Origin of the sequence: Sediminimonas sp., assembly GCF_024637375.1 — a bacterium.
Lineage (GTDB): Bacteria > Pseudomonadota > Alphaproteobacteria > Rhodobacterales > Rhodobacteraceae > Sediminimonas.
The window spans coordinates 64,178-81,046 of record NZ_JAGXFK010000046.1; the positions used below are offsets into that span (position 1 = coordinate 64,178).

Sequence of the window (16,869 nt, forward strand, 5' to 3'; positions counted from 1 at the left end):
GGAAAGCGACATTCGTCTTCTGTGGCGCAACCGCGCAACGTTTCGCTTGCTTGCGCGGCGCGATATCAGACCGTGATCATGCGTAGCAGCAGGAAAATGCCCCCCGACAACAGCGCCGCGGCGGGCACCGTGACCAGCCAGGCGGCGATGATGGTCATGAAATGGCTGCGGCGCACCAGCTTGCGGCGGCGGCGCTCTTCGGGGGCGACGCGCATCTTCGGCGCACGCTGGGCGTTGTCGCGGCGGAACCGCCGCTCGTTGTGCCATTCGCGGTAGAACCCCACGCCGAACACCGCGCCCACGGCGATATGGGTCGAACTGACCGGCAATCCCAGCCAGCTTGCGACGATAACGGTGATCGCGGCGCTGAGGGCGACGCAATAGGCCCGCATCGGGTTGAGCCGGGTGATCTGGCTGCCGACCATGCGGATCAGCTTGGGGCCGAACAGGAACAACCCGAAAGATATGCCGAACGCTCCGATGACCATCACCCAGACCGGGATGGCCACGTTGCCGGCCGCCGCGCCGTCGCGCGCGGCATGGACGATGGCGGCCAGTGGCCCCACCGCGTTGGCCACGTCGTTGGCGCCGTGGGCGAAGCTCAACATCGCCGCCGAAAAGATCAGCGGCAGGCTGAACAGCGTCTTGAGCGACTTGTTGCGGTTCTCCATCCCCTCCGACTGGCGCCGGATCAGCGGCCGGGCCAGCATGTAGACGGCCACCGCCGCTGCCAGCCCGATGGCCAGGCTGGTGCCAACGTCTATGTGGATGACCCGCTTGAGCCCCTTGAGCGCCAGGTAGGCCGCGAAAGCCCCTGCCATGACCGCGACCAGCACCGGCACCCAGCGACGTGCGGCTGCGATCTTGTCGTCGCGGTAGATGATCCTGGCCTTGATGAAGGCGAGGAACGCGGCCGCGATCACCCCACCCAGGACCGGGGAGATCACCCAGCTCGCGGCAATGGCGGCCATCGTCGACCAATTGACCGCGGCCAGCCCCGCGGCGGCGATGCCCGCCCCCATCACGCCGCCCACCACCGAATGGGTCGTCGAGACCGGTGCGCCGATCCAGGTGGCGAGGTTGATCCACAGTGCGGCGCTCATCAGCGCCGCCATCATCGCCCAGATGAAGGTCGTTCGCGCGGCGATGCCTGCCGGGTCGATGATGCCCTTGGAAATGGTCGCGACCACGTCACCGCCGGCCAGCAGTGCGCCGGCGCTTTCGCAAACCGCCGCGATCACGATGGCACCGCCCATGCTCAGCGCGTTGGCCCCGACGGCGGGCGCCATGTTGTTGGCGACATCGTTGGCCCCGATGTTGAGCGCCATGTAGGCGCCGAACACCGCTGCCGCCACGACCACCAGGTTGCCCGGGCTCTGATCCAGGAAAACCGCGGCGATCAGCCCGGCCGCCGCCATGAAGACCAGTGCCACCCCCGGCGCCACCAGCGGGCGCGCGACATGCGCGGTGGCATACTCGACCTGCGATATCCGGTCGAGATCCTTGTCGAGAGTTTTCCAGCCCTTGCGCCGCGGTGTCCCGGCCATTGCGCCCCCCTGCCCGATGCGCCGGGGCTTACGGTGGCCCGCTGGCCGGCGCAAGGCGTGGGCGTTACAATCCGTTAGCTGGATGTTGCAATGTGGACAAAAAGTCACGCAAGCCGGGCGCGTCGACGATCTCGGCGGCTTCTGCGGGGCGCACCCAGCGGCGCGTCCGGCAATCGGCCTCGGGAAAATCATCGGTCACTTCCAGCACGTCGAGCGCGAAGACATGGGTTTCGACCATCGCCCGCGCGCCGTTGTCGAACACCTTTTCGTAGTCGAAGGTGCCGATGGCCTCGTTGCTGGCGACGGCACTCTTCACGCCGGCCTCTTCCCAGGCTTCCTGCAACGCGGCGCCCGGGGCATCGAGCCCGTCGATGGGCCAGCCCTTGGGCAATATCCAGCGCCCGGTGCCGCGCGAGGTGACCAGCAGGATGCGCCTGTCCGCGCCCTCGCCGCGCCGGCACAGCGCCGCCACCTGAAAGCCCTTCGGGCGTACCAGCAATGGGCGCACGACCTCGGCCCACGCCCGTTTCAATCCGTCATGCATGAATCCTGTGCCGCTTTCTGCTCGTTCCGCGCATTCTGGCTGCGCGTTTTGGTTTGTTTTGGCTGCGCATTCTGGTTTGTTTTGCAGGCGATGATACACTTTTCGCCCGAAAAACGCAAAGCCGCGCCCGCCGGGGCCGGCCTTTGCCGCCCGTTCAACGCCCGCGGCGCTTGGTGCGCAGGGTCGGATCGGCTTCTGTCGGGTCGTCGGGCCAGGGGTGGCGCGGGTACTGCCCGCGCATGTCCTTGCGCACGTCCGCGTAGGAGGTGACCCAGAAACCGGGGATGTCCATCGTTGTCTGCAACGGTCGCCCCGCGGGCGACAGCAGCGTCACCCGCAGCGGTTGCCCGGCGACGGTGGGATGCGTGGTCTGGCCGAACATCTCTTGCAGGCGCAGCGCGATCTCGGGCGCCTCGCCGGAATAGTCGATCGGAATCCGCCGGCCCAGTGGCGTGGTGAAATGCGCCGGCGCCTCGCGGTCAACAAGCTGCATCTGGCGATGATCCAGCATCGCGCGCAGGGCAGACAGGATGTCGAAATCCTTCCACTCCTGCGCCGAGCGCACGCCGGCCAGGAAGGGTAGCAGCCAGTCCTCCAGCGTGTCCAGCAGCGCCGCGTCGCTCATGTCCGGCAGGTCGGCACCGCGCGCCCGCACCAGCGCCACGCGGGCCAAGAGGCGCCGCGCGGCATCCGACGGGAAAAGCCCCAGTTCGCGCACGCCATCGAGCATGGCGCGCGCGATGGCGTCGGCGGGGGCGTCTTTCCACACCCGGTCATCAAGCACCATCGCCCCCAGCCGCTCCTGCCGGCGCGCCACGACGCGGCGGTCGCGGCGCGACCATTCGCACAGCGCGACCCATGCGATGGTGTCCCCGAACAACGCCCTGATTTCGCCCTGCCCGATGGCCACGGCCTGCCGGATGCGGGCCTCGCGGGGGTTGCCGTCGGTATCGGTAACCACGATGAACGGGCTGTCCGCCAGCGGGTCGGCCTCGTCGAGCACCGCGCCCTTGCCCCCCGACAGCACGAAACGCGGCGCGCTGCCCTTGCGGCGCTGCCCGATGCGGTCGGGATAGGCCATCGCGGCCATCTCGGCAGGGCTGGCGGAAGTGCCGGGCGCGCCCTTGGCCAGCGCGCGCAGGCGCCGCGCCTCGGCGTTGATGCGCTCGACCGCGGCGCGGTTGGCGGGGTGCGGGTGGCTGTCATCGTATCCTTTCGGATCAGCCAGCGCCGCCAGCCTGAGCGACAGGTCCACCGGCGCGCCGCGCGGCAGCGGGTCGCGGTCCGACAGCAGCGCGGCCAGTGGCGCGGCCTGCGTGCCGGCACAGGCCAGCATGTGCGCCAGCCGCGGATGCAGAGGCAGCCCCGCCAGCGCCCGGCCGTGCGCGGTGATGCGGTCCTTTGCATCCAGTGCGCCCAGCATCCGCAGCAGCGCCTGCGCCTGCGCCAGCGCGCCGGGGTTGGGCGGGGTGAGAAACGGCAGATCGTCGGGCGCGGCGCCCCACAGCGCCAGTTCCAGCGCCAGGTCGCACAGGTCGGCGGCCTCGATTTCGGCCGGGGGGTAGGCGGGCAGCGCGCCCTCGGCGCCCCTGGTCCACATCCGGTAGGCGCGCCCGGGTGCCACGCGCCCGGCGCGCCCCGCCCGTTGCGCGGCCTCGGCGCGGGTGACGGGCTCGGTCACCAGCCGCGACATGCCTGCGCCCGGGTCGAACCGCGCCCGCCGCGCGCGCCCGGCATCGACCACCACGCGAATATCCTCGATGGTCAGCGATGTCTCGGCGATGGCGGTGGCCAGCACCACCTTTCTGCCGCTCGGCAGGGGCGCGATGGCGGCGCGTTGCGCGGCGAAATCCATGGCGCCGAACAGCGGGCACAGCGTGCAGTTCCCGGGCAGGCGGCCGACAAGCGCGGCTTGCGTGCGGCGTATTTCCGCCTCGCCGGGCAGGAAGACCAGCACGCCGCCCTCGGTTTCCGTCACCGCCTGATCGACCAGATCGGCGGTCGCCGCCTCCAGCCGGGCGCCCTTGGGCAGGGGCGTATCACGCCAGCGGATGTCGACCGGGTGGGTGCGCCCCTGCGCGGTGATCACCGGCGCGTCGCCCATAAGTGCCGCCACCGGGGCGGCGTCGAGCGTGGCCGACATCACCAGCAGCACCAGATCCTCGCGGAGCGCGCCCGCCAGTTCGAGGCACAGCGCCAGCCCCAGATCGGCGTTGAACGAGCGTTCGTGGAACTCGTCGAAGATCACCGCGCCGATGCCGGTCAGTTCCGGGTCTGACTGGATCATGCGGGTCAGAATGCCCTCGGTCACCACCTCGATGCGCGTCTGCCCGGACGTTTTCGAAGCCCCGCGCATGCGGTAACCGACGCGCTGGCCCACCGGTTCGCCCAGGGTCTGTGCCATCCGTTCGGCGGCGGCGCGCGCGGCCAGGCGGCGCGGCTCCAGCATCAGGATGCGGCCTTTGACGTGGTCTGCCGCCATCAACGCCAGCGGCACGCGCGTTGTCTTGCCGGCGCCCGGCTCGGCCTGCAGCACCGCGCGCCGGCGTGTTGTCAGCGCCTCGACAAGTTCGGGCAGGACGTCGTCGATGGGCAGGCGGTCTTGCATCGGGTTGCGCACTTCCTGTGATCAGCCGTTGGTGAACAGCCCGGCCAGCGCGCGCCGCACCGTGGCCGAGACCGAGGGCCGGCGCCGCGCCGCGAAGGGCAGGGGGCGGCAGACCTCGATCGCCGCGAGGCCGACGCGCGCGGTCAGTGCCCCGTTCACCACCCCCTCGCCGAAGCGGCGCGAGAGCCTGGACAGCAGCCCGCCGCCGGCCAGCGAGCCGATCATGTCGTCGCCGATAGCCACTGCGCCGGTGGCCAGCATGTGCGCCATGACCGCGCGAGTCAGCCGCCAGCCCCCGACAAGGCCCGAACGGCCGCCATAGATTTCGGCGATGGCGCGGATCATGCGAATATTGGCGCTCAGCGCGCCGATCACGTCGGCCAGCGCCAGTGGCACCAGCGCGGTGATCAGCGCCACCTGCCGCGCCGCCGTCTCGACCTGCGAAAGCGCGGCGCGGTCAAGCGGTGCCATCACCTCGTTCTCGGCCAGCGCCATCAGGTCGGCGGCATCGACCGGGTCGCCGCGTCGCTCGGCCAGGCGTGCGCGCGGCCACTCAAGATCGGCGCGGCGGCTGTATAGCGTGTCAAGATCGTCCACCACCGCGCGCGCCTCGTCGAGCGCGCCGCCTTCCAGCGCCGCCAGTGCCCGCCGCTGCAGCCGGTCGATGCGCCCCAGCCGCAGGTAGGCCGCCGCCTCGCGCAGCGCCGCTATGACCAGCACCGCCAAAAGCGCCGCGGCCAGCGCCGCCACCGCGTACCCCAGCATCGGCGCGCGGTCCATCATTGCAGCGGCGAAATCCCATGCCGCGGTCGCCAGCGCCGCGCCCAGAAGGGCCAGCGCGAGCCCCCAGCCCCAGCGGGCCAAACGCGAGGGCCGCCGCGCCGCCAGCCGGGCGGCGCGCTGCATCGCCGCGCCCTGCGGGGCCGCGCCTGGTGCGTCGTCGGGTACCGGCGGGGCGTTTTCGGGGCCGGGGGCGTCGCCATCTTCGGCCAGGTCCAGAATGACGGGTCCGTTGGTCATAGCTTGTCACCGATCAGGAATTCGGCGGCGCGGTCGAGCCGGATATGGGGCGGCCCGTCGCCGGGTTTGAGAGACAGCGGCGCCGGGGCGAAACGCATCACGTCATATTGCGCGTCGAGCCAGCGTTCTGCCCCCGAGCGCGCGGGCGACAGCAGTTGCGCCGGGTCTTCGGGCAGTTCGCCGGGGTAGAGCGCAACGCGTCGCGTGCCGCCCTGCAACACGCCGCGCACGCAGTTCAGGCGCTGGCCGTCATGGGCGATGGTATCTTCGACGGTGGCGCGCAAGGCGGCGATGGCCATCGCTTCGGTTCGGGCGCCGGCGAATTCTGCCCGGTCGCGTGCGTCGCGGGTGAGCGCCTGCATGATGGCGCGCAGACGCGGGTGCTGGTCGTGGTGCAGGTGGTCAGCGCGCGTGGCCGCGAAAAGGATGCGATCCACCCGTCGGCCGCGCAGCAGCCGCGCCAGGGCCGTGTTCGCCCCTGGGCGGAAGACGGTCAGGATATCCGCCATGGTGCGGCGCAGGTCTTCGACGGCGGCGGGGCCGTCATGGATCGCCTGCAGCGCGTCGATCAGCACCACCTGCCGGTCGATCCGGGACAGGTGATCGCGGAAGAACGGCTTGACCACTTTCGCCTTGTAGCTTTCGAAGCGGCGCTCCATTTCGCGATGCAGCGTGCCGCGCCGCGAGGGCGAAGCCACCGGGAGCGGCGCGAAGGTCAGCACCGGCGAGCCCTCCAGGTCGCCGGGCAGCAGGAAGCGCCCCGGCGGGATGCAGTCGTAGGCGCCACTGTCGCGCGCGCGGCCCAGATAGCAAGTGAAGCGCCCCGCCAGGTCTTGCGCCAGCGTCTCGTCATGGGGCGCGTCGGGGTCGGCGGCGCGCGCGCGCTCCATGAACCCTTGCGCATCGGCGCGCTTGTCCAGACGGCTTAGCGTGTCCTGCGCCCAGGACTGGTAGCTTTGGTCGAGTAGCGCCAGGTCCATCAGCCATTCGCCGGGGTAGTCGACGATGTCCAGGTGCACGGTGCGCGGCCCCGGCAGTCCGGCCAGAAACCCCGCCGGCCGCACCCTGAGCGACAGCCGCAATTGCGAGATCGCGCGCGTGCTTTCGGGCCAGTGCGGCGTCGGGCCGGTCATCGCGGCGAGGTGCGATTCAAAGTCGAAGCGCGGCACGGTATCGTCGGGCTGCGGTTGCAGGTAGGCGGCAACGATGCGCCCTTCGGCCGCGGCGCGCAGCCCGGGCATGCGGCCACGATCCAGCAGGTTGGCCACCAGCGAGGTGATGAACACCGTCTTGCCTGCCCGCGACAGCCCGGTGACGCCCAGCCGGACCACCGGTTCGAACAGCGCGCCGGTCACCGCGTCGCCCATGCCTTCGATCCGGCGCGAGATATCGTCGGCGATGTCGAGGAAATTCAAACCCTGCGTCCTCCGCGCCTGCTGCATTCGTGTGCAGAGATAGACATTGCGCAGCCGCTTTACCAGCGGGGCAGGGCGGATGCTGCCCGGCGATTGAATTCATGTATTTGCATATCACAGGCGCCGTCGCTATCGTCGGGATCGAGCGAACGCCCGGTCTTGGGCGGGCAGGCGGATCAGGGGGGACATGATTTGAGACATGCAATGCTGGCGGCTCTGGTCGCCGTGGTGCCAGTGCCATTGCTGGCCGATGTGCTCGAGGTGCAGGACGTGGCCGACGGCGTCTGGGCGCTGGTCGGGCCGATGGAACAGCGCGACCCAGAGAACCTTGGCAACAACGCCACCTTCGGCGTGGTCGAAACCGACGCCGGCGTCGTGCTGATCGACCCGGGCGGGTCGTGGAAGGGCGCGGCGATGATCGACGCTGTCATCGACACGATCACCGACAAACCCGTCGAATACGTCATCGACACCGGCGGGCAGGATCACCGCTGGCTCGGCAACGGTTACTGGCAGGCGCAGGGCGCGACCGTGATCGCGTCCGAGGCGGCGGTTGCCGATCACAGGGATCGCGGCTCGATGCAGATGACGGCGCTATCGAATTTCCTTGGCGACAAGCTTGAGGGGACGGAGCCATCTTACGCCGATGTTACCTTCGAGACGGACTACAAGCTGGAACTCGGGGGGCTGACCTTTGAAATCATGCATCGGGGGCAGGCCCACACGCCGGGCGACAGTTTTGTCTGGGTGCCTGCGCGCGACGTGATGTTCACCGGCGATATCGTCTATGTCGAACGCATCCTCGGTGTCGGCGGGCAGTCGAACGTGCGTAGCTGGATCGGCGCGTTCGAGGCGATGGCGGCATTCGACCCGGCCCATGTCGTGCCCGGCCACGGCCATGCCACAGACCTGGCGCGGGCGCGGGCCGATACCCATGATTACCTGGTCAACCTGCGTACCCGGATCGGGGCCTTGATCGACGCGGGCGGCGACATCCTGGAGGCACCCGGGATCGACCAGTCGAACTGGGCTTACCTCAAGCAATTCGACAGCCTCGCCGGGCGCAACGCCCAGACCACCTATCAACAGATGGAGTGGGAATAGCCCGCCACACGATCCGGAAAACACGTCAGGGCCGCGGGTGACTTGCCCGCGGTTTTCCTTTGCTTCGCGCGATATTTCAATTATCCATGAAATATGGAATCTATGATTCTCGATCGTCTCACCGTGTTGGGCCATGCCGGGCGCATGGCGGTGTTCCGGTTGTTGGTGCGGCGCCTTCCGGGCGCTGTCGCCGCCGGCGAGATCGGGCGCGCGCTGGGCATCAAGCCCTCGACGTTGTCGGTCTACCTGTCGGCCCTCTTGCAGGTGGGGCTTGTCAGCCAGCGGCGCGCGGGCACGTCGCTGCTTTACCGTGCCGAGACGGGCGCGGCGACCGAGATCATGGAATTCCTGTTCGACGATTGCTGCCGTGGGCGCGCCGAGATGTGCGCGCCTTTCCCCAACCCCCACAGCCCGAAGGCCACCGCCATGACCGACAGGAAATACAACGTGCTGTTCATCTGTTCGGGCAATTCCGCCCGTTCCATTTTCGCCGAGACGCTGCTGCGCGACATCGCCGAGGACAGGTTCACCGCCTGGTCGGCCGGTACCCGGCCACAATCCGAACTCAACCCGTTCGCGCTCGAGGTGCTCGGGGCCAAGGGGCATGACGTGTCGGGCCTGCGCGCCAAGAACGTGACCGAGTTCCAGGGCGACGACGCGCCGGTGATGGATTTCGTCTTTACCGTCTGCGACCAGGCCGCCAACGAGGAGTGCCCGGCATGGGAAGGGCAGCCGGTCACCGGCCACTGGGGCATACCCGACCCCGTCAAGGCCGAGGGTACAGACGCCGAGAAGGCGTTGGCCTTCCAGCAGGCCTATGGCGCCCTGCGCAATCGTATCATCGCCTTCACGGCGCTACCGTTCGATGCGCTTGACCGTATTTCGCTGCAAAAGGCGGTCGATGACCTGGCTGGCGAAACCCCCGAGGTGGCCCGATGACCACTTATGCCATCAATGGCCTCGGACGGATCGGCAAGCTGGCGCTACGCCCGCTTCTGGAACGCGGCGCGCATGTCGCCTGGATCAACGACGCCGTGGGCGATGCGGCCATGCACGCGCATCTGCTGGAGTTCGACACCGTGCATGGGCGTTGGGATGCGGAGTTTGGCCACGACGCCGACAGCGTCACCATCGACGGGGTGCGCCTGCCGTTCATCGGCACGCGCGATCTGGCCGATCTGCCGCTGGAGGGTGTCGATGTGGTGATCGACTGCACAGGCGTGTTCAAGTCCGAGGCTAAGCTGAAGCCATATCTCGATGCCGGCGTGAAAAAGGTCGTCGTCTCGGCCCCGGTCAAGGACGGGCCGACGGCCAACATCGTCTATGGCGTGAACCACGGTACCTATGATCCGGCGGCGCATGACATCGTGACGGCGGCAAGCTGTACCACCAACTGTCTCGCGCCCGTCGTCAAGGTGCTGCTCGAGGGGGTCGGGATCAGGCATGGCTCGATCACCACGATCCACGACGTGACCAACACGCAGACCATCGTCGACCGCCCGGCGAAGGATCTGCGCCGCGCGCGCTCGGCCCTCAACAGCATGATCCCCACGACCACCGGCAGCGCCACGGCGATCACCCTGATCTACCCCGAACTGACCGGCAAGCTGAACGGCCACGCGGTGCGGGTGCCGGTGCTCAATGCGTCGATTACCGATTGCGTGTTCGAGGTCGCGCGCGAGACCACCGCCGAAGAGGTCAACGCGCTTTTCGAGGCGGCCGCCAAGGGGCCGCTCAAGGGCATCCTCGGCTACGAGACGCGGCCACTGGTCAGCGCGGACTACGAGGGCGACACCCGCTCTGCCATCATCGACGCACCCTCGACCATGGTCGTGGGTGGCACGCAGGTGAAGGTTTACGCCTGGTACGACAACGAGATGGGCTATGCCCACCGGCTGGTCGACGTGGCATTCATGGTCGGGGCGTCGCTGTGAGCGCAGCGCGCCCCGAAGGATTGTCCGCCTACATCGCCGTCACGGCGGCCTACTGGGCGTTTATGCTGACCGATGGCGCGCTGCGGATGCTGGTGCTGCTGCATTTTCACACGCTGGGCTTTACCCCGGTGCAACTGGCCTACCTGTTCGTTCTCTACGAGGTCGCGGGGATGATCACCAACCTGTCGGCCGGGTGGATCGCGGCACGGTTTGGCCTGACCTCGACGCTTTACACCGGGCTGGGGCTGCAGGTGGTGGCGCTGATTGCGCTGGCACAGCTTGATCCGGGCTGGGCCATCGGCCTGTCGGTGGTCTACGTGATGACGGTTCAGGGCGCTTCGGGCGTGGCCAAGGATCTGGCCAAGATGTCGTCGAAATCGGCGGTCAAACTGTTGGCGCCCAGGGAAGATGGCGGGCTGTTTCGCTGGGTTGCGGCGCTGACGGGGTCCAAGAACGCGGTCAAGGGCGTGGGCTTTCTGCTGGGCGCGGCGCTGCTCGCCGGGGTCGGCTTCGTCTGGGCGGTACTGGGTATGGCAATGGTGCTGGCGGCGATCCTCGTGGCGGTGGTGCTGGCCATGCCGCCCGGGCTGCCGCGCGGGCGCAAGGGCGCCAAGTTCTCGGAAGTGTTTTCCAAGTCCGCCAATATCAACTGGCTGTCGGGCGCGCGGGTGTTCCTGTTTGGCGCGCGCGACGTGTGGTTCGTGGTCGGCCTGCCGGTCTATTTCTACGGTGTTCTGTCCGATGGCACCGACGAGGGTAACCGCACGGCGTTCTTCATGGTGGGCGGTTTCATGGCCGCCTGGATCATCCTTTACGGGGCCGTTCAGGCGCTTGCACCGCGCCTGTTGGGCGCCGCCCGCCGCCCCGAGACGGCGCTGATTTCTGTCGCGCGCGGCTGGGCGTGGGCGCTGTTCGTCGTGCCCGCGGTGTTGTCGGTGGCCGCGTTCGCGGCGCCCGGGCCGGCGCCGTGGCTGACCGGCGTGCTGGTCGCGGGGCTGCTGGCGTTCGGCGTGACTTTCGCGATCAATTCCGCGCTGCACTCCTACCTGATCCTCGCGTTCACCCGAGACGAACGGGTGACGATGGATGTGGGATTCTATTACATGGCGAACGCCGGCGGGCGGCTGCTGGGCACGCTGCTGTCGGGGCTGACATACCAAGCGGGCGGGCTGGCGCTGATGCTGGCGACGGCGGCGGCAATGGTTGCGGCCTCGGCGCTGGCTGCGGGGCGGCTGAGCCTTCGGGACACGCACACAACGCCGGCATGAGCCCCGGCCAAGCCCGCGCCGGTACGGTCGAAAAAGAAACCTTTACAAAACCAGTATTGTAGTTATATATGACCCCATGACAACCAGTAGCCCCCATGCCCGCGCGCTAGCCGCCCTTGGCCACGATGCCCGGCTTGCGATCTTCCGCCTTCTGGTGAAGGCGGGCGAGGACGGCTTGCGCGTTGGCGAAATCGGCGAACACCTCGGGCTGGCGCCCTCGACACTGGCGCACCATCTCTCGACGCTCGTGGACGCGGGGCTCGTGGTGCAGGAAAAGCAGGGCCGCGAAGTATTCAACAAGGCCGATTACCCGGCGATGCAGCGGGTGATCGGCTTTCTGACATCGGAGTGCTGCGTTGGCCTCGATCTGGGCCGGTCCGGGGACGCGGCCTGACTTCCACCCCTTTTTTGCCCCATAGAAACTAGAAAACCGGAGATTTAGAAATGACAGATGCCACGCAGACCCCGTCGCGCCCGGGCGCATTCCTGCGAACGCTGTGGCGCGACCATCGCGTCTGGTTGGCCTCGGCACTGATCCTGGCCGTGGTGGCGGTGTTCGACATCGACCAGGCCGGGGCGAGCCTGCGCTTCACGGCTGAATCGCTGTTGCACACGGCGCCGTTCCTGATCCTGTCGATCGTGGTGGCGTCCTGGGCGGTGGCGACCGGGGCCGACAACCTGATCGCACGAGCCTTTACCGGGGCACCGGCGGTGATGATCGGGCTCGCCGCGCTGGCGGGCGGGCTGTCGCCATTCTGTTCGTGCGGGGTAATCCCGCTCATCGCCGCCCTGCTGGCCATGGGTGTGCCGCTGTCGGCGGTGATGGCGTTCTGGCTGGCTTCCCCGGTGATGGACCCGTCGATGTTCGTGCTCACCACCGGGGTGCTGGGGCTGGAGTTCGCCATCGCCAAGACGCTGGCGGCCGTGGGGCTGGGCCTTTTCGGCGGCTGGACGGTGCATTTTCTGGGCCGGGCCGGCGGGCTGTCGGAGCCGTTGCGCGAGGGCATCGGCGATGGCGGTTGCGGCGGCGGCAAGGTGCGCGCGCCCAAGCCGGTGGTCTGGCGCTTCTGGCAGCACGCCGACCGGCGCGCCAGGTTCGGCCGCGAAGCTTTGAGCGTGACGCTGTTCCTGGCCAAGTGGCTGACGTTGGCCTTCCTGCTGGAAAGCCTGATGCTGGCCTTCGTGCCGGCCGAGACGGTGACCGCGGTGCTGGGTGGCACGGGGCTGGCGCCGATTGCGCTGGGCACCCTGGTGGGGGTGCCGGCCTACCTCAACGGCTATGCCGCGCTGCCGCTGGTTGGCGGGTTGATCGAGCAGGGCATGGCACATGGCGCGGGACTCGCGTTTCTCGTCGCCGGGGGCGTGACATCGCTACCTGCTGCCATCGCCGTCTGGGCCCTGGTCAAGCCGCGCGTCTTCATGCTGTACCTCGCGCTGTCGCTATCGGGCGCCTTCGCCGCGGGGTTGCTGTTCCAGCTCTGGACGCTGTCCTGAACCGGGGCGACGGCATTGCACGCCCGCCCGCCCGCATGCACGCCCACCCACGCGGCGCGCCGGATCGGCTCCGGCGCGCCGTCGTCATCTGCCGGCGCGGTCGCGGGTTTCCTCGACGCTGACCCCATTCGTAGCCGGTGATCATCGCCTTGAGGTAGGCGGTGACCGTTTCGCCGGTGGTGGCCATGTAGACATGGATCACCACGAGAATCGCCATCGCATAGGTCACCACGACATGCAGCCAGGCCACCGTCGCCAGGTCGAACCCGGTGACGTTAATGGTCAGGTAAAGCACCCCGGTGGCCCGGATCGCCGGGTTGGAGAACCATCCGCACTCAGGGCTGAAATGGCGCTCGCCCCGCGAGTTCATCGCAGCTCAAAACGCAACCGCCTGAGTGTCCGGTGAAATGGGGGCAAGATCAGAGAGCTTGACCTATGAATCTGTGTTTAGTTGGGCTCGAGCTGACGAAGGTTAATTTATGCCGGTTTCTCGCGGTGACCGAATGTCGATGGACTGTGCTGAATGAGCAGTGAGTTGCAAAACCGGAACTATCCGCTGCTCTACCAGCGATAGCCGACCGTGAGCGACCCGCCGGCGTCTTGCGACGTACCGGAGTATTCCGCATTGATCGCCCCATCAATGTACACGCCGTTTGAAGCGGTCCACTCGGCGTTTGCCGCCAATAACAGGGAATCTCTGTCAACGGTCGCCCCGGACACGGGAAACGTCACGCCGGGGGTGGTCAGCAGCGATCTATCGCTCGGTTCATTCGACGCGAACTCATGCGCCCAGGCCGCGCGGAACCCAAACGCCGCCGTTCCGCGTTCGTCACGGGCTGTGGACCACTGCATCTCTACGCCCAGTTCACTGCGAAGCGATGTTGTGGTGTGTTTTTCAAAGCGCAGCGCATAGCTTGATGAGCCCGACACGGCCTTCTCTGAATAGGCTGAGATTGTGGTGGACTGCGCGCGCAGACCCGCAAACGGCGTGAAGATTCCCATGTGGTAGCCCGCTTCGACATGCGCCGCTGTGGTGTTCCCCGTCGTCTCGCCGATAAGCCGGTCAGTTCCTGCGATCGTCACCGTGCGGTCGGTGGTGATGTCGCTGTCCCCGTAGGCCAAGGTGCCTTCCACGTATGCCCGTTCAGACGAAGCACGTCCACGAAACGCAACAAAAACCGTGTCGCTGGTGCCGGATCCGAACCCATTGCTCAGAGCGAAATCAGCCTCATTGACGGACACCGCGATGCCGAAATCCAGATTGTTGTTCGGCCAGAAATTCAGGCCTGCGGCAAACCCGCTGTTATCCGATGTTCGCTTGTGCTGACCAATGCTGGCGTTACCATCGGTCACGCTGTGAGAGCCGTAGCCAGACACCCAAGCGTCCCAGGGACGCAACTGGGGGACCAAAGGCGTCGAATATGCCAGCGGTTGCGCGGCCCGGGTCGGTTCATCCGATCCATACTTCCCATACTTCCCACCAGTGGCGACCTCATCGCGCACCACCAGACCTGCCGGAACCCCCTCATCGCGTGGAGGGCGCGCAACCTGAACGCGCCGATTGCGACCTGATCTCGTAACCACGTCAAGGAACGCATCCATAGACTGCGTCTGCATCGGGGCTATCCCAGTCGACACCTCTCCGGAGATCTGAGCGAGACTTGCGGCCAATTCTTCTGGTGTCTGAGTGGCTGCGAGAATGGCAATCCCGATTGGCAGCACGCCACCATCTGCCACATAATCCGACAAGGTTTCGGCAATGGCGCGCTCGGCTTCTGTAAGCAGCGACTCGTCGATGGCATCATCAAGGTCCGGCGCCGCCAAGGTGCAAATCCCGATGGTATTGGTGTCAAGCGTCACCGATCCATTGCGCGCGTAGACGGCACCGCAGCCGAGCGTGGCAGACGTGTTCATTGTGGCACTGGTCAGCGCCACAATCTGGCCCACCAAGTCGGCCGACGTATCCAGAGTCGCGGAACTGCCGATCCGATAGAACACGTTGCCACCCTGTGCCCCGTTCTGGAGCAACACGTTGGCGCCGCTTCCTGCCGTCAGCGTTGATCCGATATTGAAGATGAAAACCGCATTCGGATCGCCGCCACCATCGAGCGTCAATGTCTTACCCGCCGAAATCAACGCCGATGTGTCAAAATTGTAGACGCCTGGAGACAGCGTCATGCCGCCAAGGTCCTGCCCTGTCAAATTGCCCCCAGGTGAGGTCGGACGTCCTGCCAGCGCGTTGTAAAGCGTGGTCAGATCATCCTGGACACGCACGGCCACGGCATCGCCGATGAACGCGTCTCCGGTCTGCGTCACGCTGGCCGAGCCGGTGTAAGAGGTCCCCGGGCTGACCGCGATGTTGCCATTGATCGTGGTGGGGCCGGTGTTGGTCAGCGACTGGCCGGCAATCACGGCGAAACTTTGCAAATCTTGCGCGGCGCCCTCGCCGACTTGGGCCATGCTCAGGGCGGCTGCGGCAAGCACAGAACCGCCAACCTTACGGATTGAATTGGACCTTGAGCACCGTCTCCTAACGCCGCGATCGTCTACCATCTTGCGCCACTCTTTACTACCCGACAAACCCCAAGTGGTCTGCCTTCTGACGTCAATGTCGCATGATTCAGCCGGCGAGGCAATTTTTCCCTGCACCGAGCGCCGTCTGCGGTCGCGCCAACGGCTGAAACTGGGCGGATCGGGCCACGAACCCGCATCTTCTCGGCTTGGTGGCGACGTTTTTCAGCGCGGCGGACAGACCTGTCCCGCCGTTTTCGTTCAGTTTGGGTCTGGATCGCGATCACGCGCATGACGGTGGCGCTCGCAGTCGGTGAATGGCGGCGAGGATGGCGCGCACCATCGGGCCTGTGACCGCAACCTCGGCCAGCTGGAAGGTAATGGCGCGGGCGTGACGCACAACGCGGGCCCCGATCTTGATCAGCTTGAGTTGTAGGCTGGTGAGCGACCAGTCGGCCATTTCCTCGGGTAGTTCGATGCACCGCAGGAAAGTGGCCAGATTGTAGGCCAGCGCGTGCAGTTGCAGCCGGACCTCGTTGTCGCGGAACCGCCTGCACGACAGCCGTGTCCAGTGGAAGGCGTATTTGCCTTCCTTGATGTGCTGCTCGGCCGTGCCGCGCTGGTTGTAGAACCGCATCACCCAATCCGGCTCCATCGGCAGGTTGCTGACGATGAAGCCGACCTTGGGGAACAGTTCGCCCGGATGCCACTCGATCTTGGCAATCACGCGGCGTGGCTTGTCCCAGCTCTGCGCCTGATACTGGAAGTCCTCGTAGAACCGCTTCACCTTGGTCTTTGACGGCCGCCCAACGGGGCGGGTCAACTGATGTGCGATCTTCTCACGCAGGACGTTGTTGGCGGGTATCGTACCACATTGAAAAGGCAAAGCCGCCGTCTGCGGGCCTCGGATCCGCGGCAGCCGTAAAAGCCACCCTGCAGGGGGTTCTCATGGTTCTTGACGTTCCAATACGTTCTTTGGCCACTTCTTCCCACAAGCTCAAGGCCTTGACCGCCGCCGGGAGCCATAAGTACGGGTTTCCCTGCAATCGTTTCGGAAAAGATCGCCGGCAGAGCGGGTTTTCTTTCCGCGGGTACGATTGCAGTGCAGGCACAATTTTCGGTGTCGCCATCATTGCGGGCGGTTTGACACTTCTTGTGGATAGATCGTCCACCTGAACGGGCCATATCGCAGTTTTTGCGGAGCTGCTTCTGAACCCATCTCCCGGCAGTCACACCAGGAGATACGCAATGCCCATCAACCAGAAATACGAGCCTCCACGTGAGGAGATATGCGCAGAAGTTGGTGACGCTGCATCAGGCGGCGGTTTGAACGTGGCGGAGCCCGTCGCGGAACTCAACCCCTTCGATGATTTCGGGCAGGCGGTTTTGGCCGTCGAGTTTGCGCCATTTGCCCTGCGCCGACA

General features: G+C 66.8%; 12 protein-coding genes and 1 pseudogene. 6 read left to right on the forward strand and 7 right to left on the reverse strand.

The features are described from left to right. Positions 1-65: 65 nt before the first annotated feature. The 5 genes from Q0L89_RS07365 to Q0L89_RS07385 form a co-directional block, all read right to left on the reverse strand. Positions 66-1,547 carry an inorganic phosphate transporter gene (locus Q0L89_RS07365; RefSeq protein WP_296763510.1) on the reverse strand — a complete coding sequence of 494 codons (1,482 nt, stop codon included), beginning with the start codon at positions 1,545-1,547 and terminating at the stop codon, positions 66-68. Between the two features lie 64 nt (positions 1,548-1,611). Next, a complete protein-coding gene (locus Q0L89_RS07370) occupies positions 1,612-2,091 on the reverse strand; it encodes an NUDIX hydrolase (RefSeq protein WP_296763511.1) in 480 nt (159 codons plus the stop codon). A gap of 154 nt (positions 2,092-2,245) precedes the next feature. Next, positions 2,246-4,699: an ATP-dependent helicase HrpB gene (gene hrpB / locus Q0L89_RS07375; RefSeq protein WP_296763512.1), complete on the reverse strand. Its 2,454-nt coding sequence runs from the start codon at positions 4,697-4,699 to the stop codon at positions 2,246-2,248. Positions 4,700-4,720: 21 nt separating this feature from the next. Continuing rightward, positions 4,721-5,719, reverse strand: coding sequence for a YcjF family protein (locus tag Q0L89_RS07380; protein WP_296763513.1), 999 nt, complete (start codon positions 5,717-5,719; stop codon positions 4,721-4,723). Beyond that, positions 5,716-7,086: a YcjX family protein gene (locus Q0L89_RS07385; protein WP_296763523.1), complete on the reverse strand. Its 1,371-nt coding sequence runs from the start codon at positions 7,084-7,086 to the stop codon at positions 5,716-5,718. Before Q0L89_RS07385 ends, Q0L89_RS07380 begins: the two co-directional genes overlap by 4 nt. Before the next feature lie 252 nt (positions 7,087-7,338). On the opposite strand from Q0L89_RS07385, the gene Q0L89_RS07390 reads away from it, so the two are divergent. The 6 genes from Q0L89_RS07390 (at position 7,339) to Q0L89_RS07415 (ending at position 12,934) form a co-directional block, all read left to right on the forward strand. After that, positions 7,339-8,238: an MBL fold metallo-hydrolase gene (locus tag Q0L89_RS07390; RefSeq protein WP_296763514.1), complete on the forward strand. Its 900-nt coding sequence runs from the start codon at positions 7,339-7,341 to the stop codon at positions 8,236-8,238. A 93-nt stretch (positions 8,239-8,331) separates the two neighbouring features. Then, positions 8,332-9,177, forward strand: a complete 846-nt coding sequence (locus tag Q0L89_RS07395) for a helix-turn-helix domain-containing protein (RefSeq protein WP_296763515.1) — start codon at positions 8,332-8,334, stop codon at positions 9,175-9,177. After that, positions 9,174-10,172: an ArsJ-associated glyceraldehyde-3-phosphate dehydrogenase gene (locus tag Q0L89_RS07400; RefSeq protein WP_296763516.1), complete on the forward strand. Its 999-nt coding sequence runs from the start codon at positions 9,174-9,176 to the stop codon at positions 10,170-10,172. Before Q0L89_RS07395 ends, Q0L89_RS07400 begins: the two co-directional genes overlap by 4 nt. Further along, on the forward strand, positions 10,169-11,440 hold the full coding sequence (gene arsJ / locus Q0L89_RS07405; RefSeq protein ID WP_296763517.1) for an organoarsenical effux MFS transporter ArsJ: 1,272 nt from the start codon (positions 10,169-10,171) through the stop codon (positions 11,438-11,440). Before Q0L89_RS07400 ends, arsJ begins: the two co-directional genes overlap by 4 nt. 76 nt (positions 11,441-11,516) lie before the next feature. Further along, entirely contained in the window at positions 11,517-11,834 is a 318-nt protein-coding gene (locus Q0L89_RS07410) for a metalloregulator ArsR/SmtB family transcription factor (protein ID WP_296763518.1), read from the forward strand. A 50-nt stretch (positions 11,835-11,884) separates the two neighbouring features. After that, the gene (locus Q0L89_RS07415) at positions 11,885-12,934 is read left to right on the forward strand and encodes a permease (RefSeq protein ID WP_296763519.1); all 1,050 of its coding nucleotides are present in this window, start codon (positions 11,885-11,887) and stop codon (positions 12,932-12,934) included. Between the two features lie 561 nt (positions 12,935-13,495). Here Q0L89_RS07415 and Q0L89_RS07420 read toward each other — a convergent pair. Further along, complete coding sequence (locus tag Q0L89_RS07420; protein ID WP_296763520.1) at positions 13,496-15,394, reverse strand: ice-binding family protein; 1,899 nt, start codon at positions 15,392-15,394, stop codon at positions 13,496-13,498. 334 nt (positions 15,395-15,728) lie between these two features. Next, positions 15,729-16,310: pseudogene (locus Q0L89_RS07425) on the reverse strand (transposase); the annotation flags it as partial. Positions 16,311-16,869 lie beyond the last annotated feature (559 nt).